Source organism: Microcella daejeonensis (assembly GCF_026625045.1).
GTDB lineage: Bacteria > Actinomycetota > Actinomycetes > Actinomycetales > Microbacteriaceae > Microcella > Microcella daejeonensis.
In genome coordinates this window covers 1,814,577-1,836,919 of sequence record NZ_CP113089.1, presented here as the reverse complement: position 1 = coordinate 1,836,919, position 22,343 = coordinate 1,814,577, and the positions used below count along the sequence as shown (strand labels likewise).

Genomic DNA, 22,343 nt, shown 5'->3' with positions numbered 1-22,343 from the left:
TCGACGCCCTCAGCCCTATCGGCCGAGGAACTTCTGCAGCGCGGCGAGCTCCTCCGCGCTCGGCTCGGCGCCCCCGGCCGCGCCGGCGCCGCCGGCACCGCCGAGTCCGAAGCCCGCTCCCCCGCCGAGCGCACCCGAGGTCGAGCCGCCGCCCTGCGCCCGCGCAGCCGCCTCGGCGGCCCGCTTGGCCGGGTTCCCCGACTTCGAGGCGCCCTTGCCCTTCTTCTTCGCCGCGGCCTTGCGGGCGCTCGCGGCACCGCCGCCTCCGCCCATCTGCTGCATGCCGGGGATGTTCGGCATGCCGCCCTTCGCGACGGTCTTCATCATCTTCGCGGCCTGCTCGAAGCGGTTGACGAGGGCGTTGACCTCGGTGACCGTCGTGCCCGAGCCGCGGGCGATGCGCAGTCGGCGCGAGCCGTTGAGCAGCTTCGGCATGCGGCGCTCGGCGAGCGTCATCGACTGGATGATCGCCTCGGTTCGGGTGAGCTCGCTCTCGTCGAAGTTGTCGAGCTGCTCGCGCATGCCGCGGGCTCCCGGGAGCATCCCGAGCATGCCCTTGATCGAGCCCATCTTCTTGAGCTGCTGCATCTGCGCGAGGAAGTCCTCGAGGGTGAAGCTGTCGGTCGCGAACTTCTCGGCGACAGCGCGCGATTCCTCTTCATCGAAGGCCTTCTGGGCCTGCTCGATGAGGCTGAGGATGTCGCCGAGGTCGAGGATGCGGCTCGCCATGCGGTCGGGGTGGAAGGGCTCGAAGTCGTCGAGGCCCTCGCCCGTGGAGGCGAACATGATAGGGCGGCCGGTGACGCTCGCGACGCTGAGCGCCGCACCGCCGCGGGCGTCGCCGTCGAGCTTCGAGAGAACGACGCCGGTGAAGTCGACGCCCTCCTGGAAGGCGAGCGCGGTCGAGACGGCGTCCTGGCCGATCATCGCGTCGATGACGAAGAGCACCTCGTCGGGGTCGACCGCCGTGCGGATGCCCGCCGCCTGCTTCATGAGCTCGGCGTCGACGCCGAGGCGGCCGGCCGTGTCGACGATGACGACGTCGTGCTGTCGGGAGCGGGCGTGCACGATCGCGTCCTTCGCCACCCGCACGGGGTCGCCGACGCCGTTGCCCGGCTCGGGGGCGAAGACGGCCGCGCCGGCCTGCTCGCCGACGACCTGCAGCTGCGTGACGGCGTTGGGGCGCTGGAGGTCGGCCGCGACGAGGAGGGGCGTGTGGCCCTGGGCCTTCAGCCACTTGGCGAGCTTGCCCGCGAGGGTCGTCTTGCCGGCGCCCTGGAGGCCCGCGAGCATGATGACGGTCGGCGGGTTCTTCGCGAACTCGAGGCGCCGCTGCTGCCCGCCGAGGATGGTCACGAGCTCCTCGTTGACGATCTGCACGACCTGCTGGGCGGGATTGAGCGCACGGCTCACCTCGTCGCCGAGGGCGCGCTCGCGCACGGTCGCCGTGAAGTCCTTCACGACCGTGAGCGCGACGTCGGCGTCGAGCAGCGCCCGCCGGATCTCGCGCACCGTCTTGTCGACGTCGGCGGGGCTGAGCTTGCCCTTCGTGCGGAGGGCGCTGAACGTCTGTGTCAGCCGGTCGGAGAGGGAGCCGAAAGTCGCCATGATCCGATCATTCTACGGGTGGCCGTCTGCTTGACTGGGGCCCCGCCGATCGAGGAGGACCCGTGCGCCGCAGCATCTTCGGCCAGACCCCCGCCGTCCACCAGCAGGCCTGGGCGGCCCCCGGAGCGGTGCTCATCGGCGATGTGCGGCTGCACGCCCGGGTGTCCGTGTTCTACGGCGCGGTGCTGCGCGCCGACCGCGACCGCATCGAGATCGGCGAGGGATCGAATCTGCAGGACGGCGTCGTGGTCCACGGCGATCCCGGGCACCCGACCGTCGTCGGCCGCGGGGTCAGCGTCGGCCATCGCGCGGTGCTGCACGGCTGCACGATCGAGGACGACTGCCTCATCGGCATGAGCGCGACGGTGCTGAACGGCGCGCGCATCGGCGCCGGCTCCCTGGTCGCGGCGGGCGCCGTCGTGCTCGAGGGCACGATCGTGCCGCCGGGATCGCTCGTCGCGGGCGTGCCCGCGAAGGTGCGGCGCGAGCTCAGCGAGGAGGAGCGGGAGGGCATCCGTCGGAATGCGGCGACCTACCTCGTGCTCTCGGCCGCGCACGCGGAGATCGACGGAGGCGGCATCGCCGCCGACGCCGACTCCGAGGACCAGGAGGAGTAGCGCCCGGGAGCGCTACGGCACGAGCGAGGCCGCGAACACGTGCGGCGTGAAGCCCGTCAGATCGCCGATGCCCTCGCCCTGACCGATGAGCTTGATCGGGATGCCCGTGCGCTCCTGCACGGCGAGCACGAAGCCGCCCTTCGCGGAGCCGTCGAGCTTCGTGATCACGAGCCCCGTGACGCCCGCGTGCTCGATGAAGGCCTCGGCCTGGGCGAGCCCGTTCTGGCCGGTCGTGCCGTCGAGCACGAGCAGCACCTCGGCGATGGGGCTGAGCTTCTCGACGACGCGGCGCACCTTGCCGAGCTCGTCCATGAGTCCCGACTTGGTCTGCAGCCGCCCGGCGGTGTCGATGATGGCGATGTCGATGCCCTCGCGCATCGCGTGGTCGACCGTCTGGTAGGCGACGCTCGCAGGATCCTGACCCGGCGCCTGCGGCCGGATGATGGATGCTCCCGCGCGGTCGGCCCAGGTGGCGAGCTGCTCGACCGCCGCCGCGCGGAAGGTGTCGGCGGCGCCGACGACGACGCTCCGGTCGTAGCCGCGCAGGAACTTCGCGAACTTGCCGATCGTGGTGGTCTTGCCGACGCCGTTGACGCCCACGACGAGCACGACGGCGGGCCGCTCGCTCAGCGTCAGGGTGGGGTTGTACTTCGCGAGCCGCTCCTCGATGCTCTCGCGGAGCATCCGCTTCAGATCCTTCGGATCGGTGATCTGGAAGCGCTCGACGCCGGCGCGCATCTCCTCGAGGATCGGCTCGGCGAGATCGGGGCCGAAGTCGGCGCCGATGAGGGCGACCTCGAGGTCGTCCCAGGTCGTCTCGTCGATCGTCGGCTTCGTGAAGAGCCCCTTGAGGGCGCCGCCGAAGGTCCAGGAGCGCTCAGCCATGGCTCCAGGCTAGTGCGGGCGGGCGGGCATGAGCCGCGCGCCCGGGTGCGGGCTCAGGAGTCGCGCATCTTCTCGTAGACGGCCTTGCAGGTCGGGCAGACCGGGAACTTCTCGGGGTCGCGACCCGGCGTCCACTTCTTGCCGCACAGCGCGCGCACGGGCTTGCCGGTGAGCGCCGACTCGAGGATCTTGTCCTTCGGCACGTAGTGGGAGAACCGCTCGTGGTCGCCGTCCTCGAGCTGCTCCTCGTTGAGCAGCTTCTCGAGCTCGCGGTCCATCACGTCCACGCCGCCGGCCGTGCCGGGCTCGTCCATCGTCGCCATGCCCTCCAGTGTACGGCGCGGGGATGCGATGCGCCGGGGCGCGGGCGGGGAGGGACGGCGCGGGGCGGCGCGCCCGGGGCGGCCTCAGACGCGCTGCGCGAGCGCGAGCAGCTCGGGGCCGCGGCGGCGGAAGACCGCCCCGCCGATGAGGATGCCCAGCAGCAGCATCCCGACCCCCGTGAGCCCGCCCGCGAGACCCGCGGTCTCGAGCAGTTCGGGCTCGCCGAGCGCCCCGCGCACCGCGAGCACGATCGCCGGGCTCATGACCGCGGCGGTGGCGAAGAACGACAGCGCCTGCGCCCATCCGGCCGTGGCGCCGGTCTGCGGCGGCTGGTCGAAGGCTCCCGCGCCGGGTCGGGCCGCCGGGTAGGCCCCGAGCGCCGAGGAGACGCTCGAGACGCCGATGCCGCTGAGCAGCAGCCCGAGGCTCACGCCGAGCAGGGCGGGCTCGACGCCGGCGACCCCCGAGGCTATCGCCAGCAGCGGCGCGAGGATGAGGACGAGCGGCACCCCGATGAGCAGCGGCGGGACGGCCCGCCCCCAGCGGTCGGCCGCTCCTCGCGTGTCGGCGGCGACGTGGATCCACACGGCGGTGTGGTCGTAGGCGACGTCGTTGTGGCTGAACCAGCCGAGGAACAGGGCGACGACGGGCAGCGGCAGCAGCCAGAGCGGCTCGGCCGGCACCCCCGCGACGAGCAGCACGATCACCATGAGCACGGGCGCGATCGGCAGCGCCACGAGCGCCGCCCGGTAGCGCGGGTCCTGCATCCAGTACAGGATGCTGCGCACGGCGATCACCCCGCCCGCGGTCGCGGGCGCCAGCTCGAACAGCCCGAGGCCGGTGCGCCGCGCCGATTCGCGGTGCCGCTGCGGCGTCTCGAGCATGCGGCGCACGACGAGCACCCACCCGACCGCCAGCAGGATCACGATGACGAGCCCCGCTGCGATCCGCCACCCCGCCTCGGCGCCGCTCACGCCGGGCGCGGCCCACAGCATGCCGAGCGGCGTGGCGCCGACGGTCGTCGCGGTCGCGGTGAGCCAGGCGTCGTCCTCACCCCGCTCGGCCACGCCGACGGTCGTGACCGCGGCCGCGATCGCGATCGCGACGATGACGCGGGCGCCCACCGTGATGACGCGCTCGGTCAGGGGGCTCACGGAGATGAGCGCGGCCACGGCGACGAGGTAGAGCCCGCCGAGCAGGACGGCGATCACGGCGAGGGCCGCGGCCAGCGGTGCGGTGCCCACCGCCCCGTCGGACCCGTCGCCGCGGGACCACGCCGTCTCGACCGCGACCGCGAGGACGAGCACCACGAGACCCACCGGGCCGATGATCGAGGAGACCGCGAGGCTGCGGGCGAGGCGAACCGGGGCGATCGGGTACGCCGCGAAGCGGCGCGGCTCCATCGCCGAGCCCAGGCCCGAGGTGAGGGGGGCGAGCATGAGGGCGAAGGCCAGGATGCTCGGCACGAGGACGAGCGCCGCCCGATGCCCCTCGTCGTCGAGCTCGACGAGCGGCAGGGTGCGCAGGATGCCCGCCACGAGGCCGCCGACCACGAGCAGCACCATCAGGGTGCGCGCGAGCGCGATGCCGGGCCGGAACGCCGATCCGAGCAGCGCGAGCTTCAGTCCGAGAACGTGGTCAGCCACTCGAGCCCCTCCACCGCGGCCCGGCCGCCCGCGAGCTCGACGAAGCGCTCCTCGAGGCTGCGGCCGTCGCGCACCTCGTCGACGGTGCCGCTCGCGAGGAGGCGTCCGGAGACGATCACGGCGACGCTGTCGCAGACGCGCTCGACGAGATCCATGTTGTGGCTCGAGAGGACGACCGTGCCGCCCGCGCGGGCGTAGGACCTCAGCAGGTCGATCGCCTGCGCGGCCGAGACCGGATCCACCGACTCGAAGGGCTCGTCGAGCACGAGCACCCGCGGCGAGTGGATGAGCGCCGCGGCGAGGGAGACCTTCTTGATCATGCCGACCGAGTAGTCCCGCACCGGGCGCCCGAGCGCCTCCTCGAGGCCGAGGGCGGCGGCGAGATCACGGGTGCGCGAGCGGGCGGAAGCGCGGTCGAGCCCGTGGAGCACTCCCGCGTAGTAGAGCATCTGCGCACCCGTGAGTCGGTCGAACAGGCGCATGCGGTCGGGCAGCGAGCCGAGGGCCCGCTTGGCCGGGCCGGGCTGGCGCCAGACGTCGTGTCCGGTCACGAGAACGGTGCCGGCCTGCGGCCGGAGGAGCCCGGTGATCATGCTGAGGGTGGTGGTCTTGCCCGCGCCGTTGGGCCCGAGGAATCCGAAGATCGACCCGCGGCGCACGTCGAGATCGATGCCGTCGACCGCCACGGTGCGCCCGAACGACTTGCGGAGCCCGCGCACCTCCAGCACGACGGGAGCGGGCGGCGGGGCGGGCGCCGGCGCCGGCGCGCGGGTCGCCGCGGACCGGGCCGCGGCGGGCTTCTTCGCCGCCGATGACCGGGCTGCGGGCGTGCGCGCGGTGGACCGCGACGCCGCGCTGCGCGCCGCGGGCTTCGCCCCGGCCGCCGGCGTCGGTGCCGTGCCGCTCGCGGGCTTCTCGGCGGACGCGCTCGAGGGCGTGCGCGTCGAGGTCGCCGCTCGCTTCGCGGCCGGGCTCGCAGGCTTCGCGGCGGAGGCTCCTGCCTTCTTCGCGGCCGCGCTCGCGGGCTTGGCGGCCGCTGGCTTCTTCGCGGCAGGAGCCGCTCCCCCGCTCGCGGGCTTCCCGCCCGTCGACGCCCCGGATGCGGCGCGCGATCGCGGCGAGCGGGCGGCGGGCGGACGCGCCGCGGGCGCGCTCGAGTCGGCGCTGTCGTCAGGGGGCGTCGCCGGGCTCGAGGATTCCACGCTCTCACGCTAGCAACGCGGGCGCTCCCGTGCCGGGGGCGTGCCGGGCGGCTGCTCAGGCACCCGTCCGGAGGGGGACGCGCGATCACGATCGGGTTGCGAAAAAGCGCCGAACCCTCCCCTTTCGAGGGTGGTCGCGGTAGTCTTGGCGCAGCACAACGACGTGTCTGATGCACCGCGCGCAGGTAACGGCGAGATGAACTCGCCCCGAATCGCACCGTTCGGCACCGCTCGATGAACTCTATCGAGCGGACGGCGGCGCGTTCGCCGCACCTGCCGCCGACAGACAGGAGGTCGCCATGACCACGCAGATCGTGATCCTCGCCGCCGGGATGGGCAGCCGCCTCGGCCGCTCGCTCCCGAAGCCGCTCACCGAGCTCGCCGACGGCCGCACCATCATGCGCCAGCAGCACGATAACATCGCCGCCGCGTTCGGGCAGGACGCCTCGATCACGACCGTCGTCGGCTACAAGCTCGAGCACATCATCGACGCGTTCCCCGACGTGAACTACGTCTACAACGAGCAGTACGACCAGACGAACACGTCGAAGAGCCTGCTGCGCGCCCTCAAGGCGACCGGCTCCGGCGGCGTGCTGTGGATGAACGGCGACGTCGTCTTCGACCCGACCGCCCTCGTGCGCGCCGCGAGCCTCGTGCACGCCGACCGCTCCTTCGTCAGCGTCAACACCGCCAAGGTGAGCGACGAGGAGGTCAAGTACACGGTCGACGCCGAGGGCTTCATCCAGGAGCTCTCCAAGCAGGTCGTCGGCGGCCTCGGCGAGGCCGTGGGCATCAACTACATCTCCAGCGCCGACAAGGCGGCCCTCATCCGTCAGCTCGCGCGCGTGGGCGATCAGGACTACTTCGAGCGCGGCATCGAGGTCGCGATCGAGCAGGACGGCCTCCGCATCGAGCCCCTCGACATCAGCGACCTCTACGCGGTCGAGGTCGACTTCGCCGAGGACCTCGAGCGCGCGAACCTCTTCGTCTGATCCGCACCGCACGACACCCGGGCGGGCGACCCCGTCGCCGCTCGGCATGCGCGGTTCTGAACGACGCCTGCGGAAGAGCCCCCCGGCCCACGGCCGAGGGGCTCTTCTGGCGGTACGGTTGTCGCTTGTGACCCACGCCTCGCCCGCGCGCCCGCCGCGCACCCCCGCGCAGGTGTACCGCCAGACGCTCTGGCTGCTCGCGAGCCGCGACCTGCGGGTGCGCTACTCGACCTCCGCGCTCGGCTACCTCTGGTCGGTCCTCGACCCGCTCGTCATGGCGGGCATCTACTGGTTCGTCTTCACGCAGATCTTCGACCGCACCGTCGGCGTCGAGCCCTACATCGTCTTCCTCCTCGCCGGCCTCCTCCCCTGGGTGTGGTTCAACGGCGCGGTGAGCGACACGACCCGCGCCTTCATCAAGGATGCGAAGCTCGTGCGCTCGACGCGGCTGCCGCGCTCGGTGTGGGTCGCGCGCATCGTGCTCGCGAAGGGCATCGAGTTCCTGCTGAGCATCCCGGTCATCGCCGTCTTCGCGATCAGCACCGGCGCGGCGCTCACCTGGGGCGTGCTCTGGCTGCCGCTCGCCGTTCTGCTGCAGGGCATCCTCATCGTCGGGATCGGGCTCATCGTCGCGCCGCTCGTGGTGTTCTTCCGCGATCTCGAGCGCGCGGTCAAGCTGATCCTCCGGTTCCTCTTCTACGCCTCGCCGATCATCTACGGCCTCGCCGATCTGCCGGACGGTCTCGAGCTGTGGGGCTCGTTCAACCCGCTCGCGGGCATCATCACCCTGTACCGGGCGAGCTTCTTCCCCGAGCTGCTGGACCTGCGCGCGGTCGCGATCGGCGCCGTAATGAGCCTCGTCATCCTCGGCATCGGCATCCTCGTGTTCCGTCGCACCGTGCGCGCCGTGCTGAAGGAGATCTGATGGCCCAGCATCCGAGCGCCGGCTCCTCCCCCGCCGAGGCGCCCGCCGTCATCACCGTCACGGGCGCGGGCATCCGGTTCCGCCGCAACCGCCGCGGACGCCGCAGCTTCAAGGACCTGTTCGCCGGCGCCTCGCGCCGCTCGCGGCCCGACGAGTTCTGGCCCCTGCGCGGGGTCGACGTGACCGTGCGCGCGGGCGAGGCGATCGGCGTCGTCGGCCGCAACGGTCAGGGCAAGTCCACGCTGCTCAAGCTCGTCGCGGGCGTAATGCTGCCCGACGAGGGTCGCGTCGACGTGCACGGCGGCGTCGCGCCGCTCATCGAGATCACCGGCGGCTTCGTCGACGACCTGACGGTGCGCGAGAACCTCACGCTCACCGCGGGGCTGCACGGCATGACGCGCGCCGAGATCGACGCGCGGTTCGACGAGATCATCGACTTCGCCGAGCTGGCCGACTTCATCGACACCCCGTACAAGCACCTCTCGAGCGGCATGAAGGTGCGTCTGGCCTTCTCCGTCATCTCGCGCCTCGAGGAGCCCATCCTGCTCGTCGACGAGGTGCTCGCCGTCGGCGACAAGGGCTTCCGCGAGAAGTGCTACCGACGCATCGACGAGCTGCTCGCCGGCGGCCGCACCCTGTTCTTCGTCTCGCACAACGAGCGCGACCTCAAACGGTTCTGCACGCGCGGGCTCTACCTCGACAGGGGGGCGCTCGTGCTCGACGGCCCCATCGACGACGTGCTCGCCGCCTACGACCGCGACCACGGAAGCTCCGCATGACCGAGATCACCCCTCCCGCCTCCTCCACGGCGCCCGCCCTCGATCCGCGCCTCGTGCGCGGGCTGCAGGCGGTCATGTCGGCGCAGCGCCCGGCCGTGCTCGCGCACATCCGGCGCATCCGCCGCCGTCGTCCCGAGGCGACGCCCGACGAGGTGATCAGGATGCTCGAGCGCCACTACCTCACCGCCGTCACCGCGAGCGGGGCCTCCGTCGGCGCCGCGAGCGTCATCCCGGCCGTCGGCATCGCGGCCTCGCTCGGGCTCAGCGGGGTGGAGACCGTCGCGTTCCTCGAGGCGAGCGCGCTCTTCGCCCAGTCGGTCACCGAGATCCACGGCATCGCCGTCGACGAGCCCGAGCGGGCGCAGACGCTCGTGATGGCGCTCATGCTCGGCGGCGCCGGGCAGGACCTCGTGCGGCAGTTCGCCTCGCAGGTCTCCGGCGGCCCGATCGCCCGCACCGAGTACTGGGGCGAGATGGTGACCAAGAGCATGCCGCGTCTCATGATGGGGTCGCTCAGCGACAAGCTGCGCACGGCATTCCTGCGGCGCTTCGCCGTGACGCAGAGCACGACGGTGCTCGGCCGCGCCATCCCCTTCGGCATCGGCGCGGTCGTCGGCGGAACGGGCAACAACATCCTCGGCCGCAAGGTCGTGACGAGCGCGCGTCAGGCCTTCGGGCCGGCGCCCGCGCTCTGGCCGATGAGCCTGCAGGCGCCCGCGGTGCAGGTGACGGTGGCGGAGGACGGCACGGTCGGCGTGACCGCGGTGCCCCGCCGCCGCGGCTGGCCGCGACGCCGCCCGGCCGCCATCGAGGCGGCGCCCGCCGCCGACGACCTCATCACCGGCATCGCCCCTCCGACCGCGCCCTAGCGCCCGGCGCCGGCCGCACGGCGCTCACTCCCCGCCGACAGCGTCCTCGTCGTCGTCCTCGTCGAAGGGGTTCGACTCGCTCGTGATGGGATCGCCCGCGTGCTGCGCGGCCTGCGCGTCCCACGCGGCGTAGAGCGTCTCGACGGCGGCGTGGAACCGCGCGGTGGCGGCGCCGGGCGTCGTGTCGCCGAAGTAGCGCTCCACCCACAGGCGCAGCGAGGCGTGCGCCTGCTCGCTCGTCAGCAGGTGGTCGATGAGCGGCACGACCTCGGCCGCCCGCTCGGCGGTGAGCCACTCGCAGGCGCTCAGGTAGCCCGTCGTGTCGATCTCGGCGTCGGAGGAGGCCGGGCGGGCGATGAGCAGCGGCTTGCCCGTCGCGAGCCGGTCGTAGACCATGGCCGAGATGTCGGTGATGGCGGCGTCGGCGGCGGCGAGCTGCCAGCCGAGCTCCGGCCCGGTGTCGACGACGTGCTGCGCGCGCGGGTCGGCGGCGTTCGCGCGCTCGAGGGCCTGCATGATGCGCGTGTTGGCCGCGCCGTACTCGGCATCGACGACGCCGCTGCGCGGGTGCGGGCGGTAGATCACGCGGTGGCGGCCCGTCGCGAGCAGGGCATCCACCAGCCTCTCGCCGTGGCTGGCGATCGAGCCGTAGGCGGCAGCGGGGCGGTCGCCCTCCCAGGTGGGTGCGTAGAGAACGACGGTGCGGTCGTCGGGCTCGTACGGCAGCGCCCCGGCGAAGTGGTCGGCCTGCGGCCGCCCGATCATGAGCGCCTTGGCGTCGAGGTCGTAGCCCCAGAGCTTGCGCTGCAGCCGCTCGCGCGCGGCCTCGCCGGCGATGAAGGCGTAGTCGTAGGCCTTGTACTGGTTGGTCGTCATGTACATCTTGTCGGACTCGCCGTGGTTGATGAAGACGTGCCACATGCGGCCGTACCGGAACATCTGGAAGTTCTTGGTGTTCTGGTTGACGTAGAACACGATGCGCAGCGGCTGCTCGGCGACGAAGCGCTCGAGGTCGACCACGCGGCGCAGGTAGACGGCCGGCACGGGCGCCTCATCGAGCAGCGTGAGCATCGTTCCGGGGCTGCGGCTGATGATGGCGACGGGATGCTGCTTCGCGAGCTCGGCGAGCGGCGCGTACCACTGGCGGATCTGGTAGAGGTTCACGCGGGTGTCGGCGAAGTAGACGACGATCTCGATGCTGCCGGGCGCCGGGGGCCGCGTGCCCGCCAACCGCGTCGACAGAGCGGAGCGGTTGCGTCGCGAGCGCAGGATGTTGCGCAGCAGTCGTCGCGCGGTACGGGCCTGGCCGAGAAGAGTCACGGCTCCATCATCGCGGGGGCGCGAGGGGGCCGGGCGCCGATCGGGCGGAACCGTTATGCACCCGTAGCGACGGATCGCGCCGCGGCGCCTCGCGAGCCGCGACTGCTCGCCGTGGCAGAATCGCCCGCGATGGCCCGTTTCACGTTCAGCGCCGGCAACGCGCGCGTTCTCGCCCGCGCCCCGCTCTACGCGATCGGGGCGCTCTGCGCGCGCCTCGTGCCGCGCGACCCCCGGCGCTGGGTCATGGCCTCGGGTCTCGGCCTCGGCGAGGGGGCCCTCGCGCTGTGGCGGTACACCCGCGAGCACGACCCCGACCGCCGGCTGACCTGGCTCGCGTCGAGCGACGAGGAGCTGCGGGCGGCCCGCGCCGCCGGCATGGCGGCGCTACCGGCGCGCGGCTGGGGCGGGTTCCGGGCCACGCTGCGCGCGGGCGCCGTGGTCGTCACCCACGGGCTGGGCGATGCGAACCGGTACGGATCGAGCGGGGCGGTCGTCGTGCAGCTGTGGCACGGCATCCCGCTGAAGCGCCTGCACCTCGACACCGGCGCCGCCCTGCGCCTGCCCCTCATCGGCTCGCTGCCCGGCGCGCGCGCCCTCATGAGCGCGCTGTACCGGCGCGGCGGGGCGCGCATCACGCTGTTCCCCGTCGCCTCGGAGCTCGTGGCCGCGCGCATCCGCTCGGCCTTCGGCCTCGGCCCGGAGCGCGTACGCGTGCTCGGCGACGCCCGCGACGACGTGCTGCTGCAGGGCACCGCCTTCAGCCGCCGGGATGCGGCGCGCGCCCTCATCGCGGCGGCGACCGGCCCGCTGCCCGAGGCCGCCCGGCTGGTGCTCTACGCCCCCACCTGGCGCGACGGCGAGCCCGACCCCGCCATCCCCGACGCCGCGCAGTGGGCCGAGATCGTCGCCTGGGCGGAGCGCCGGGACGCGGTGCTGCTCGTGCGCTCGCACCCGCTCGGCGCCGGCTCGTACGCCGCCGGCCCGGCGGCCTCCCCGCGTATCCGGCTGCTCGGGCGCGCCCAGCTGCTCGACGTCACCCCGGCGCTGCCCGCCCTCGACGCCCTGCTCACCGACTACTCGTCGATCGCCTTCGACGCCGCGATCGCCGGGGTGCCGAGCGTGTTCCTCGCGCCGGACCTCGCGGCGTACCTGGGCTCGCGCGGGCTCTACACGCCGTACCGCGCCTTCAGCGGCGGCGACCCGGCGACGAGCTGGACGGAGGCGCTCGCGCGCCTCGACGGCGCTCTGGAGGAGGGGCCCGCGCGGGATGCCGTGCTCGCCCACGCGCGCTGGCTGCGCGACGAGCACGTCGACCTGCTCGACGGCCGGGCCACGGAGCGCGTGCACGCGGCCGTGCGCGAGCTTCTGGGCGAGACGGGCAGCCCGAGAGCCGGCGCGGCCGCCGGGAGCGTCGGGACCGGCGCGGCCGGCACGGCCGGCACGATCGCCGGTCCCGCTCGGGTCGTCATCGACGACGCCGAGCTCGACCCCGAGACCCTGACCCTGCGGGGAACGGCTCCGGGGCCGATCAGGCGCCTGGCCCTGGTCGGGCCCCGGCAGACGATCGAGCTCGCCGTGCACCAGACCGGAGCGTCGTTCTCGGCGAGCGCCCCGCTGCTCCGCGAGCGATGGGGCTCGCCCCCGCTGCCGCCGCGCAGCGACGAGTACCGGCTCGAGGTCGCCCTCGAGGGGGCGGCGCACGCGAGCCGCCGGGCGACGGTGACCGCGCACCTGGATCCCGGTCTCCGCTCGCCGTGGCTGCGGGCGGAGCTGCGCGCCGACGCGGGCACGCTCGTGCTGCGCGTCGAGCCTCCGCTCGCGGACGACGAGCGCGGAGCATCCGCCCAGAAGCGCCTCGAGGCGGGCTACCGCGCGCGCACCGCCGCGCCCGAGACCGCCGTGATGTTCGAGAGCTTCTACAGCCAGACGGCGGCCTGCAACCCGCTCGCCCTCGACGCCGAGCTCGCGCGGGTGCGACCCGACGTTACGCGGTACTGGTCGGTCGTCGACCGCTCCGTCGCCGTGCCCGAGGGGGCCGTCGCGCTCGTCGAGGGCTCGGCCGAGTGGTGGCGGGTGCGCGCCGACGCCCGGCTGCTCGTGGTCAACGACTGGCTGCGCAAGCGGTGGCGGCCGCGGGCGCACCAGCGGGTGCTCCAGACCTGGCACGGCACGATGCTGAAGAGGCTCGCACTCGACCGGGCCGGGGTGGGCATGCGCACGCGCATCGCCGTCACGCGCGAGAGCCGGCGGTGGAGCATCCTGCTCGCCCAGAACCCCTGGGCCGCCGGTGTGCTGCGCCGCGCCTACGCGTTCCGCGGGCCGGTGTGGGTCGAGGGCTACCCCCGCAACGACGTGCTGCTGCGGGGCGACCGCGCGGCCGTGCGCGAGCGGCTGGGCCTCGCCGAGGGGCAGCGCGCCGTGCTCTACGCGCCGACCTGGCGCGACGACCGGCGCGAGATCGTCGACTACCTCGACCTGCCCGGGTTCGCCGCGCAGCTCGCGGCCCTGCCCGGCGAGCACGTCCTGCTCGTGCGCGGGCACAGCCGCACGCTGCGCTTCGGCCGCGACCTCGACGCCCCCGGCCTCATCGACGTCACGAGCTACCCGGCGATCGGCGAGCTCATGCTCGCGGCCGACGTGCTCGTCACCGACTACAGCTCGGTGATGTTCGACATCACGGCGATCGACACCCCGCTCGTGCTCTTCGTGCCCGACCTCGAGCACTACCGCCGCGATCTGCGCGGCTTCTACTTCGACGTCACGGCCGAGGCGCCCGGCCCGGTCGTGCGCGATCGGGATGCCCTGCTGCAGACCCTCGCCGAGCTCGCGGCGAGCACGCCCGCCTCGGGAGTCGAGCAGGCTCCCGCCGCGACCGCGCCGCCCGCCCTCGCCGCCTGGCGCGCGCGCTTCAACCCGCTCGACGACGGCCGCGCGGCCGAGCGCGTCGTCGCCCGCATCCTCGCCGGGGGCCTGCTCGACTGAGCCCGGAGCCCGCTACGACTCGATGCGCGACCGGTCGACGGCGCCGCGCGCGCCGACCGCGACCCCGCGCAGGAATCCCGATCCCCAGCTCGCATGCATCGTCGCGATGACGACCGCGAACACGCCGCGGTCGGCGAGCGTCTCGCCGCTCGACCGGGTCAGCAGCAGGGCGACCAGCAGCAGCAGGTAGGCGAGCGGCCCGAGGTGGACGAGCCCGAGCAGCAGCGAGGCGGGCCCCGTGACGAGGCCCGTCGCCTGCAGCAGTGCGACGATCAGGCTGAGCACCGCGACGACGACCAGGGCGGGCGGCGCGAAGTACCGCAGCGGGTGTTTGCCGCCGTGTCGGCGCACGAGCTCGCCGCGCCAGATGCCCGTCGCCCGGAACTGCCGGGCGAGCTTCGACCAGGTGTCGCGCGGCCAGTAGGTGACGCGCAGGGCCGGGTCGAGCCAGACGAGGTGGCCGGCGCCGCGCAGGCGGAAGTTGAGCTCCCAGTCCTCCGCGCGCTTGAGGCGCTCGTCGTAGAGACCCACCGACTCGAGCGCGGGACGGCGCATGATGCCGAGGTACGCGCTCTCGGCCGGGCCCTCGACGGCGGAGCCGTGATAGGCCCCGCCGCCGAGCCCCAGGCGGGAGTTGTAGGCGCGGGCGACGGCGCGCTGGAAGCGGCTCCGGCCCTGGGCGACCATGAGGCCGCCGAGGCTCGCCGCCCCCGTGCGCTCGAGCGTGGCCACCGCCGTGGCGGTGTAGTCGGGCGAGAGCTCGGTGTGCGCATCCACCCGCACGATGACGTCGTGCGCCGCGGCCCGGATCGCCCGGTTGAGCCCCACCGGGATGGTCATCTCGGGGTTCCGCACGATGCGGATGCGCGGGTCGTCGGCGGCGCGCCGCTCGACGCGCTCGCTCGTGCCGTCGGTCGAGGGGCCGAGGGCGAGCACGAGCTCCTGCTCGCCCCCGTACCGCTGCCCGAGCACGCTGTCGATCGCGTCGTCGATGTACGCCGACTCGTTGTAGACCGGCATCACGTAGCTGACGCCGGGCGGCGTCGGCGCGGCGGGGGTCATAACCCCCGAGGCTATCGCCTAGTCCAGCTCACCGAGCGTCACGGTCGCCGTCGCCGCGCGGCCGTCGCGCACGTACTCGACCTCGGCCGTCGAGCCGCCCGCGAGCACCCGCACCTGCGCGGTGAGGTCGATGCTGCTCGTGATCGGCACGCCGTCGAAGGCGGTGATGACGTCGCCCTGGCGCAGCCCCGCCTGATCGGCGGCGCCCGCGGGCGTCACCTCGGCGATCAGGGCGCCGACGACGCCGCTGTCGGCCTCGACCTCGGTCACGCTGGCCCCGAGGAGCCCGTGGCTGGCCGATCCGGTCGCGATGATCTCGTCGGCGATGCGCTGGGCGAAGTTCGCCGGGATGCTGAAACCGACGCCGATGCTGCCGGCCGCGCTCTGCGAGCCGCCAGCCGAGGCGATCGCGACGTTGATGCCGATGAGCCGGCCCTCGTCGTCGAGCAGCGCACCGCCGGAGTTGCCGGGGTTGATCGCGGCGTCGGTCTGGATGACCGAGAGCGAGATGGTCTGCGAGGCGCGCGGCTGCGACGGGCCCTGCTCGCCCGGGATGTCGAAGTCGAAGTTCCAGAAGTCGAAGGGGCTCTGGGGCGCGTCCCCCTCCGGCGCCTCGGGGGCGTCGGGCGCCGCACCGTCGGGCACCGCTGAGGACTGCACGGTGATCGAGCGGTTGAGCGCCGAGACGATGCCGTCGGTCACGGTGCCGGCGAGGCCGAGCGGGGCCCCGATGGCGATCGCCCGGTCGCCGACGTTGAGGTCGTCGGAGTCGGCGAACTCGATCGGCTGGAGGCCCGAGGCGTCGGCGAGCTTGATGACCGCGAGGTCGGCGATTGGGTCGGCGCCGACGAGCTCGGCGTCGTAGATGCGCCCGTCGCTCGCCGTCACGCGCAGCGTCGGGTCGGCGGCCGCTCCGTCGAGGGTCGCCACGTGGGAGTTCGTGAGCACGTAGCCGTCCTCGCTGAGGATCACGCCCGAGCCGCTGCCGGCCGCGCCTCCGCCCTGCACGTCGATCGTGACGACCGAGGGCATGGCGCGGGCGACGACGCCCGTGACGGTCGTGGCGTCCTCCGGGTCGTTGACGGTGATGGAGGCCGGGCTCGTCGCGCTCGAGGCCGAGCCGGACGAGTCGGTGAGCGCCCAGGCGGCGATGCCGCCGCCCGCGGCGCCGCCGATCAGCGCACCGACGGCGAGCATCGCGATCATCGGGCCGAGCGAGCGCGAGCCCGCGGGGGCCGCCGGCTCGGAGGCGGGCGCCGGGTGCGAGGCGGGCGGGGCGAAGGCGGGGGGCACGGAGCCGGCGGCCGCGGACGGGGCCCCGACCGGGGCAGTCGCCGGAGCGCCGACCGGGGTGGCGGACGGGGCGCCGACGGGCGCCTGCGCCGGGGCGGCGCTCGCCTCGGCCGGCGATCGCGGAGCCTCGGGGGCGGCGGACGGCGGTGCGTCGGTCGGCGAGGCGGAGGGCGCGTCGACCGGCGAGTGCGCCGGAGCCGGCGTCGTGCTCGCCGCGTCGTTCACCGCGTCGTTCGCCTCGCGGTGCGCCGCGTCGTTCGTCTCGTGGTTCGTCGCGTCATTCGTCGGGGGGACGGCCGGCGAGCCCTGCTCGGAGCCGGCGTCGGGGTGCTCGGGGGTGGAGGTCATGGGTGGTTCTCCTTTCGACCGCGGCCAGCGTCCACCGCGAACCTGTGCATTGTATTGGTCGCCCCTGAGCGCGGCCCGTCGCTTGTGCGAGTGCCGCCCCAGCGCGGTCGACAGCCCGCTCCGAGCCCGCCGAACGAGCGCTCCACGCGCATCCCCCTCCCCCCGGATTGGGTGCACCAGACGGTCCGTTCTGCCCCCTAGTATTCATTCCAACCCGAACCGACCCGAAGACGAGCCCCCTCGATGACCACTGACGCCAGCGACCTCGACCGCATTCTCGATGCCGCGGGCGACGTCATCATGAACGACGGGTACGACGCCGTCTCCGTTGGGCGGATCGCGCAGCGCGCCGACATCGCGCCCGAGCGCATCGCCGCCCTCTTCCCGAGCACCGCCGACGTGCTCGTGAGCATGCTCAACCGCGAGTTCGCCGCGATGTACCGCGGCATCGTGGACCACATCGAGCGCGACGAGCGGGGCGGACTGCTCTCGCGCATCTACCTCTACACGCTGTCGACGATCTACGAGCGCCCTCTCGCCAAGACGCTCTTCGTCATCGACCGCGACGCGCTCAACGCGATCATGCGGCACAGCCACTCCTTCTCGTACGTGCCCCAGATCGGGGTGCGCGCCGAGATGATCGAGCGCCTGCAGCAGGCCGGCATGGTGCGACCCGAGGTGGATGCCCGAGCCGTCTCCTACGCCATCAGCACCTACTCCGCCGGCATCGCCATCACCGCGCCGCACGACGACCTCGACGTCGTCATCCGCGGCTTCTGCGACCTGCTCTCGCGCTCGGTCGACGCGGCGGTGGACGACACGCGCCCGGGCAAGATCGTCTACTACGACTGGGCCTCGAGCCTCACCGTGCGCACGGCCCGGTCGAGCGACGACGCGCGCTGATCGTCGGCGCGCGCCCCAGCGGTCCGACGTCGCTAGCCTGAGCGGCATGAGCGACGACGCCCCCTGGATGCGCACCGTGCGAGCCGCCGGACTGCTCGGGCCCGACGGCGTCGCCCGGCCGACGATCTTCGCCGAGATGTCCGCGCTCGCCGCGCGGTACGACGCCGTCAACCTCGGCCAGGGCTTCCCCGACGAGGACGCCCCTGCCGCGGTGCTCGATGCGGCCGTCGCCGCCATCCGCGCCGGCGTCAACCAGTACCCGCCGGGCCGCGGCGAGCCCGACCTGCGCGCCGCGATCGCCGAGCACCGGCTCCGGTTCCGGGGCGACGTGCTCGACCCCGCCACCGAGGTGCTCGTCACGGCGGGCGCGACCGAGGCCCTCGCCGCGACGCTGCTCGCGCTCGTGCGCCCGGGCGACGAGGTCGCGGTGATCGAGCCCGCCTACGATGCGTACGCCGCCCTCATCGGGCTGACCGGGGCGCGCATGGCGCGCATCCCGCTGGAGGGCCCGGAGCAGCAGCCCTCGATCGCGGCGATCGACGCGGCGATCGGCCCGCGCACGCGCGTGGTGCTCGTCAACAGCCCGCACAACCCCACCGGCACGGTGATCGAGCCCGCCCTGCTCGACCGCATCGCCCGACGCGCCGCCGAGCACGATGCGGTCATCGTCGCCGACGAGGTCTACGAGCACCTCGTCTACGACGGGCGCACCCACACCAGCATGTCGTCGCTCGAAGCCGGGCAGGGGCGCACCCTCGTGATCTCGAGCGCCGCGAAGACCTTCCGCGTGACGGGCTGGAAGATCGGCTGGATCACGGGGCCGGCCGCGCTCATCGACGCGGTCATGGCGGTCAAGCAGTTCCTCACGTACGTGAACGGCGCGCCGTTCCAGCCGGCGGTCGCCGTCGGGCTGCGCCTCGGGGACGACTACTTCGACGGCCTGCGCGCCTCGCTCGAGCGCCGGCGCGATCTGCTGAGCGCGGGCCTGGAGGCGGCCGGCTTCGCCGTGTCGCCCAGTCGGGGCTCGTACTTCGTCGTCGCCGATCCGGGCCCGCTCGGCATCGACGACGGCGACGCCTTCGCGCGCGAGCTCGTGCGCGAGACGCGAGTGGCGAGCATCCCCCTCATCGCCTTCGCCCCGGGCAGCACCGACGCGCGCACGCGCCGCTCGCTGCGCTTCGCCTTCTGTCGCACCGACGAGGCGGTCGAGGAGGCGGTGTCGCGGCTCGCCCGGCTCGGGCGGCGCTGACCCCTCCCCTCGGCGACGAGGGGCGTCGGACGGGCGGTCAGCCCGGCACGACGCGGAATCGCCGCAGCCGCAGGGCCGGGTTGACCTGGCGCACCTCCGCGATGCGGGCGGGGGTCGGATGCGCGACCGCGACGTCCTCCCGCTCCCCCAGCGCCGCGAGCGCGACGCCCATCGGGTCGACGATCATGCTGCAGCCCACGCCGATCGGCGGGGTGTGGTCGGCGGCCGCGACGTAGATCGTGTTCTCGAGCGCGCGGGCGGTGACGAGAGTGCGCCAGTGGTGCTCCTTCTGCGGGCCGCGCACCCACTCGCTCGGCACGAGCACGAGGTCGGCGCCGGCGTCGACGAGACGGCGGGTGACCTCGGGGAACCGCAGGTCGTAGCAGGTCTGGATGCCCACCCGCAGCCCGGCGAAGGAGAACAGCTGCGGCTCGTCGATCGCACCGACCTCGGCCCAGCGCGACTCGCTCGCTCCGAAGGCGTCGTAGAGGTGGAGCTTGCGCGACACCGCGAGCAGCCCGCCGTCGGGGCCGTGCGCGAGCACCGTGTTGCGGAACCGCTCGACGTCGGCGCCGGGCGAGCCCCGCTCGATGATGCCCGCGACGACGATCACCCCGAGCTCGCGGGCGATCGCCGCGAGACCCTGGGCGAAGGGCCCGTCGATCTCCTCGGCCGCGGCGACCCAGTCGGGGCCGATCTCCGGCGTGAAGTAGGAGGAGTACTCGGGCAGGACGACGAGCCCGGCTCCGCGCTCGACCGCCTGCGCGGCGAGCCGCCGCACGGTCGCGAGGTTCTCCTGCGGATCGGCCCCGGGGGCGAACTGGGCGACGGCGACCCCGGTGCGAGTGCTCATGACCTGAGCCTACGCTCCGCGTTCCCGCCACGGACGGCGCGATGCGCGTAGCGTGCCGGGCACGAGGATGCTCGGCGGTCGCGCCGACCCGACGCGGTCTGCGGGCATCCGCTCGACGAAGGGTCGCGACCGATGATGATGACCGAGATGATGAGCACCATCCCCGCCATGGCCGAGATGGACATGCAGCGCCTGCAGGCCGCCATGGACGCCTGCGCGGCGTGCGAGCAGGCCTGCACGATGTGCGGCGACGCCTGCGGCATGGAGGGCATGGGGCGCTGCGCGAGCATGTGCGCCTCGACCGCCGACATGGCCGGCACCATGATGCGCGTCATGATGCGGCCGGCCGGCATGCACGCCGAGGCGATGTCGATGATGCTGCAGACCACCGCCATGATGATGCGCGCCTGCGCCGAGGAGTGCTCGATGCACGCCGAGATGGCGGAGCACTGCCGCCTCTGCGCGAAGACGTGCCTCGCCGCGGCCGAGGCCTGCGACGACATGCGCATGGCGATGACGCCGGCCTGAGCGGCGGCGCCCGGCGAGGTGCGGCTGCGCTAGCGCAGCACGACGCTGGTGCGCCGCTCGCCCGCCGCCAGCAGCTCGGCGAGCTCGTGCACCGCGACGGGCTCGCCCGAGCGGAGCGTCGCACGCTCGTGCGTCCAGGCGCGCAGCGTGCGCCCGCCCTCGAGCGCGACGAGCGAGACCCATCCGTCGGGGGCGACCGAGGCGACGATCGCGTCGATCCAGCCCGCGGGCGTGGCCGCCGCGATGCGCTGCTGCATCGGGTGCACCGCGTGCCCGGCTCGCGCGCGCCCGCACATCATCGAGCCCGCGGCGTCGCAGTCGACGTCGAGCGGGGCGATGAGCGGGTGCTGGGCCATGCGGGGCTCCTTCGAGCGGAGTGGCGGTCGGGGATGCCCCACGCTACGTCCGCCCCGCCGCCGGGTCGAGCGCGCCGTCACACGGCGCAACACGGCGCGCACAGCCCCGTCCGGCAGGATCGTCGGGTGACCACGCCCGCGACCACCCCCTCCACCGCCGCCCCCGCCCGTCTGAGCGTCGTGCAGCATCTCGCGCGCATCCTGCTCGGCCTCGCCCTCGCCGGGGCCGGCGCGGGGCACCTCACCGTGCTGCGCGAGGAGTTCCAGGCGCAGGTGCCGCCGTGGCTGCCGCTGCCGGTCGACCTCGTCGTCGTCGGCTCGGGGGTCGTCGAGATCACGCTCGGGCTCGCGCTCATCCTGCTCTGGCGACCGCGGTGGCGCGTCGCGGTCGGCTGGGCGGCCGCGCTGTTCTTCCTCGCGATCTTCCCGGGCAACATCGCGCAGTTCACCGAGGGCCGCGACGGCTTCGGCCTCGACAGCGATCTCGCGCGGGGCATCCGGTTGCTGTTCCAGCCGCTGCTGGTGGCCTGGGCGCTCTGGTCGACCGGGGCGTGGCGGGCCTGGCGGCGGTACCGCGCCGACCGTCGCACGCGGTGAGGCGACGGGCCCGACGCGCCCGCCGGCGCCGAGCCGCCGCACGGCCCCGCGCCCTCCCATGCGGCAGTCTGGAGCCATGAGCGCCTCCCTCATCGTCCTCGGCTCCGCCAACACCGATCTCACCGTCGTCGTCGACCGGCACCCGCGCCCCGGCGAGACGCTCATGGGCGGCGATCTCGTCACGTCGACGGGCGGCAAGGGCGCCAATCAGGCCCTCGCCGCCGCTCGGGCCGGGGCGATGCCGGTCATGCTCGCCGCCGTCGGCGACGACGCGAACGGCCGCGCCCTGCTCGACGCCCTCGGCGCGGGCGGAGTCGACGTCTCGAGCGTCGCCGTCATCCCCGACGCCCCCACCGGCGTCGCCCTCATCACCCTCGATCGCGCGGGCGAGAACAGCATCGTGGTCTCCCCCGGTGCCAACGCCCGGGTGGATGCCGCTGCCGTCGTCGCCCGCATCGACGAGCTCGCCGGCCCCCGCACGGTGCTGCTCGCGCAGCTCGAGGTTCCGCTCGCGGTCGTCGAGGCCGCCGCCCGGGCTCTGGAGCGGCATGGCGCCCGCCTCGTGCTCAACCTCTCCCCCAGCCGGGCCGTCGAGCCCTGGCTGCTGGAGCTCTGCGATCCGCTCATCGTCAACGCCGCCGAGGCCGGCGACCTGCTCGGGCGCGCGGTCGACGCCGAGGGCGCGGAGCGCGCGGCCGCGGAGCTGCTCGACCGCTGCCGCAGCGTCGTCATCACGCTCGGCGGCGCGGGCGCGGTGGCCGCGGACTCCCACGGCGCTCTGCGCCGCGAAGCTCCCCGTGTCGAGGTCGTCGACACGACCGGCGCGGGCGACGCCTTCGCGGGCGCTCTCGCGGCCGAGCTCGCCGACGGAGGCACGCTCGCGTCGGCGCTCGATCGCGGCATCGCCGCCGGTGCCGCGGCCGTCCAGTGGCCGGGAGCGCAGCCGCCCCGCCGGTGACCTCCCGCAGGCCGGCGGGCCGGGGATCACCCGACCCGGGTCCGCCC

At 73.9% G+C, this 22,343-nt stretch carries 22 protein-coding genes; 12 read left to right on the top strand and 10 right to left on the bottom strand.

Features of this window, described 5'->3' with window-relative positions:
* Positions 1-15: 15 nt before the first annotated feature.
* Positions 16-1,608 carry a signal recognition particle protein gene (ffh, locus tag OVN18_RS08905; protein WP_267780370.1) on the bottom strand — a complete coding sequence of 531 codons (1,593 nt, stop codon included), beginning with the start codon at positions 1,606-1,608 and terminating at the stop codon, positions 16-18.
* Between the two features lie 62 nt (positions 1,609-1,670).
* Between ffh and OVN18_RS08900 the strand changes: the two genes are divergently transcribed.
* Entirely contained in the window at positions 1,671-2,225 is a 555-nt protein-coding gene (locus OVN18_RS08900; protein WP_267780369.1) for a gamma carbonic anhydrase family protein, read from the top strand.
* Positions 2,226-2,237: 12 nt separating this feature from the next.
* Here the strand turns inward: OVN18_RS08900 and ftsY are convergent, their stop codons facing one another.
* The 4 genes from ftsY to OVN18_RS08880 form a co-directional block, all read right to left on the bottom strand.
* A complete protein-coding gene (gene ftsY, locus OVN18_RS08895) occupies positions 2,238-3,110 on the bottom strand; it encodes a signal recognition particle-docking protein FtsY (protein WP_267780368.1) in 873 nt (290 codons plus the stop codon).
* Between the two features lie 53 nt (positions 3,111-3,163).
* Positions 3,164-3,433 carry a DUF3039 domain-containing protein gene (locus OVN18_RS08890; protein ID WP_267736665.1) on the bottom strand — a complete coding sequence of 90 codons (270 nt, stop codon included), beginning with the start codon at positions 3,431-3,433 and terminating at the stop codon, positions 3,164-3,166.
* An 84-nt stretch (positions 3,434-3,517) separates the two neighbouring features.
* The gene (locus OVN18_RS08885) at positions 3,518-5,080 is read right to left on the bottom strand and encodes an ABC transporter permease (RefSeq protein ID WP_267780366.1); all 1,563 of its coding nucleotides are present in this window, start codon (positions 5,078-5,080) and stop codon (positions 3,518-3,520) included.
* A complete protein-coding gene (locus OVN18_RS08880) occupies positions 5,056-5,808 on the bottom strand; it encodes an ABC transporter ATP-binding protein (protein ID WP_267780365.1) in 753 nt (250 codons plus the stop codon). The genes OVN18_RS08885 and OVN18_RS08880 overlap by 25 nt, the downstream gene beginning before the upstream one ends.
* On the opposite strand from OVN18_RS08880, the gene OVN18_RS08875 reads away from it, so the two are divergent.
* The 5 genes from OVN18_RS08875 to OVN18_RS08855 all read left to right on the top strand — a co-directional run bounded on the left by OVN18_RS08875 (position 5,783) and on the right by OVN18_RS08855 (position 9,847).
* Positions 5,783-6,295 (top strand): hypothetical protein, encoded by a 513-nt coding sequence (locus OVN18_RS08875; protein WP_267780363.1) that lies wholly within the window; start codon positions 5,783-5,785, stop codon positions 6,293-6,295. The genes OVN18_RS08880 and OVN18_RS08875 overlap by 26 nt on opposite strands.
* 286 nt (positions 6,296-6,581) lie before the next feature.
* Positions 6,582-7,274 carry a phosphocholine cytidylyltransferase family protein gene (locus OVN18_RS08870; protein WP_267780362.1) on the top strand — a complete coding sequence of 231 codons (693 nt, stop codon included), beginning with the start codon at positions 6,582-6,584 and terminating at the stop codon, positions 7,272-7,274.
* 127 nt (positions 7,275-7,401) lie between these two features.
* Positions 7,402-8,199, top strand: a complete 798-nt coding sequence (locus OVN18_RS08865) for an ABC transporter permease (protein WP_267736658.1) — start codon at positions 7,402-7,404, stop codon at positions 8,197-8,199.
* Positions 8,199-8,978 (top strand): ABC transporter ATP-binding protein, encoded by a 780-nt coding sequence (locus tag OVN18_RS08860; RefSeq protein ID WP_267780360.1) that lies wholly within the window; start codon positions 8,199-8,201, stop codon positions 8,976-8,978. Before OVN18_RS08865 ends, OVN18_RS08860 begins: the two co-directional genes overlap by 1 nt.
* Positions 8,975-9,847 carry a hypothetical protein gene (locus tag OVN18_RS08855; RefSeq protein ID WP_267736656.1) on the top strand — a complete coding sequence of 291 codons (873 nt, stop codon included), beginning with the start codon at positions 8,975-8,977 and terminating at the stop codon, positions 9,845-9,847. Before OVN18_RS08860 ends, OVN18_RS08855 begins: the two co-directional genes overlap by 4 nt.
* A gap of 24 nt (positions 9,848-9,871) precedes the next feature.
* Here OVN18_RS08855 and OVN18_RS08850 read toward each other — a convergent pair whose 3' ends face one another.
* On the bottom strand, positions 9,872-11,167 hold the full coding sequence (locus OVN18_RS08850) for a CDP-glycerol glycerophosphotransferase family protein (RefSeq protein ID WP_267780359.1): 1,296 nt from the start codon (positions 11,165-11,167) through the stop codon (positions 9,872-9,874).
* A 129-nt stretch (positions 11,168-11,296) separates the two neighbouring features.
* Here OVN18_RS08850 and OVN18_RS08845 point away from each other — a divergent pair, with 129 nt between their 5' ends.
* Complete coding sequence (locus OVN18_RS08845) at positions 11,297-14,149, top strand: CDP-glycerol glycerophosphotransferase family protein (RefSeq protein WP_267780357.1); 2,853 nt, start codon at positions 11,297-11,299, stop codon at positions 14,147-14,149.
* A gap of 12 nt (positions 14,150-14,161) precedes the next feature.
* On the opposite strand, the gene OVN18_RS08840 is transcribed toward OVN18_RS08845, so the two are convergent.
* Both OVN18_RS08840 and OVN18_RS08835 read right to left on the bottom strand, forming a co-directional pair.
* Entirely contained in the window at positions 14,162-15,211 is a 1,050-nt protein-coding gene (locus OVN18_RS08840) for a glycosyltransferase family 2 protein (RefSeq protein WP_267780355.1), read from the bottom strand.
* An 18-nt stretch (positions 15,212-15,229) separates the two neighbouring features.
* On the bottom strand, positions 15,230-16,852 hold the full coding sequence (locus OVN18_RS08835) for a S1C family serine protease (protein WP_267780354.1): 1,623 nt from the start codon (positions 16,850-16,852) through the stop codon (positions 15,230-15,232).
* A gap of 243 nt (positions 16,853-17,095) precedes the next feature.
* Here OVN18_RS08835 and OVN18_RS08830 point away from each other — a divergent pair, with 243 nt between their 5' ends.
* The gene (locus tag OVN18_RS08830; RefSeq protein ID WP_267736651.1) at positions 17,096-17,755 is read left to right on the top strand and encodes a TetR/AcrR family transcriptional regulator; all 660 of its coding nucleotides are present in this window, start codon (positions 17,096-17,098) and stop codon (positions 17,753-17,755) included.
* Positions 17,756-17,801: 46 nt separating this feature from the next.
* Entirely contained in the window at positions 17,802-19,004 is a 1,203-nt protein-coding gene (locus tag OVN18_RS08825) for an aminotransferase class I/II-fold pyridoxal phosphate-dependent enzyme (protein ID WP_267780353.1), read from the top strand.
* A 37-nt stretch (positions 19,005-19,041) separates the two neighbouring features.
* Here OVN18_RS08825 and OVN18_RS08820 read toward each other — a convergent pair whose 3' ends face one another.
* Positions 19,042-19,857 (bottom strand): carbon-nitrogen hydrolase family protein, encoded by an 816-nt coding sequence (locus OVN18_RS08820; protein ID WP_267780351.1) that lies wholly within the window; start codon positions 19,855-19,857, stop codon positions 19,042-19,044.
* A 132-nt stretch (positions 19,858-19,989) separates the two neighbouring features.
* Between OVN18_RS08820 and OVN18_RS08815 the strand changes: the two genes are divergently transcribed.
* Positions 19,990-20,385 carry a hypothetical protein gene (locus OVN18_RS08815; RefSeq protein WP_267780350.1) on the top strand — a complete coding sequence of 132 codons (396 nt, stop codon included), beginning with the start codon at positions 19,990-19,992 and terminating at the stop codon, positions 20,383-20,385.
* A 29-nt stretch (positions 20,386-20,414) separates the two neighbouring features.
* On the opposite strand, the gene OVN18_RS08810 is transcribed toward OVN18_RS08815, so the two are convergent.
* Positions 20,415-20,741: a hypothetical protein gene (locus tag OVN18_RS08810; RefSeq protein WP_267780349.1), complete on the bottom strand. Its 327-nt coding sequence runs from the start codon at positions 20,739-20,741 to the stop codon at positions 20,415-20,417.
* 171 nt (positions 20,742-20,912) lie between these two features.
* Between OVN18_RS08810 and OVN18_RS08805 the strand changes: the two genes are divergently transcribed.
* Together OVN18_RS08805 and OVN18_RS08800 are read left to right on the top strand one after the other, a co-directional pair.
* Positions 20,913-21,338, top strand: coding sequence for a DoxX family protein (locus tag OVN18_RS08805; RefSeq protein WP_407666082.1), 426 nt, complete (start codon positions 20,913-20,915; stop codon positions 21,336-21,338).
* 76 nt (positions 21,339-21,414) lie between these two features.
* Complete coding sequence (locus tag OVN18_RS08800; protein ID WP_267780346.1) at positions 21,415-22,296, top strand: ribokinase; 882 nt, start codon at positions 21,415-21,417, stop codon at positions 22,294-22,296.
* The last annotated feature ends 47 nt before the right edge of the window (positions 22,297-22,343 follow it).

Excerpts from the sequence above, each read along its gene's own strand:
- ffh (WP_267780370.1), bottom strand. The coding sequence starts at position 1,608 with ATGGCGACTTTCGGCTCCCTCTCCGACCGGCTGACACAGACGTTCAGC.
- ftsY (WP_267780368.1), bottom strand. The coding sequence starts at position 3,110 with ATGGCTGAGCGCTCCTGGACCTTCGGCGGCGCCCTCAAGGGGCTCTTC.
- OVN18_RS08890 (WP_267736665.1), bottom strand. The coding sequence starts at position 3,433 with ATGGCGACGATGGACGAGCCCGGCACGGCCGGCGGCGTGGACGTGATG.
- OVN18_RS08870 (WP_267780362.1), top strand. The coding sequence starts at position 6,582 with ATGACCACGCAGATCGTGATCCTCGCCGCCGGGATGGGCAGCCGCCTC.
- OVN18_RS08860 (WP_267780360.1), top strand. The coding sequence starts at position 8,199 with ATGGCCCAGCATCCGAGCGCCGGCTCCTCCCCCGCCGAGGCGCCCGCC.
- OVN18_RS08855 (WP_267736656.1), top strand. The coding sequence starts at position 8,975 with ATGACCGAGATCACCCCTCCCGCCTCCTCCACGGCGCCCGCCCTCGAT.
- OVN18_RS08845 (WP_267780357.1), top strand. The coding sequence starts at position 11,297 with ATGGCCCGTTTCACGTTCAGCGCCGGCAACGCGCGCGTTCTCGCCCGC.
- OVN18_RS08840 (WP_267780355.1), bottom strand. The coding sequence starts at position 15,211 with ATGACCCCCGCCGCGCCGACGCCGCCCGGCGTCAGCTACGTGATGCCG.
- OVN18_RS08835 (WP_267780354.1), bottom strand. The coding sequence starts at position 16,852 with ATGACCTCCACCCCCGAGCACCCCGACGCCGGCTCCGAGCAGGGCTCG.
- OVN18_RS08830 (WP_267736651.1), top strand. The coding sequence starts at position 17,096 with ATGACCACTGACGCCAGCGACCTCGACCGCATTCTCGATGCCGCGGGC.
- OVN18_RS08825 (WP_267780353.1), top strand. The coding sequence starts at position 17,802 with ATGAGCGACGACGCCCCCTGGATGCGCACCGTGCGAGCCGCCGGACTG.
- OVN18_RS08820 (WP_267780351.1), bottom strand. The coding sequence starts at position 19,857 with ATGAGCACTCGCACCGGGGTCGCCGTCGCCCAGTTCGCCCCCGGGGCC.
- OVN18_RS08815 (WP_267780350.1), top strand. The coding sequence starts at position 19,990 with ATGATGATGACCGAGATGATGAGCACCATCCCCGCCATGGCCGAGATG.
- OVN18_RS08810 (WP_267780349.1), bottom strand. The coding sequence starts at position 20,741 with ATGGCCCAGCACCCGCTCATCGCCCCGCTCGACGTCGACTGCGACGCC.
- OVN18_RS08800 (WP_267780346.1), top strand. The coding sequence starts at position 21,415 with ATGAGCGCCTCCCTCATCGTCCTCGGCTCCGCCAACACCGATCTCACC.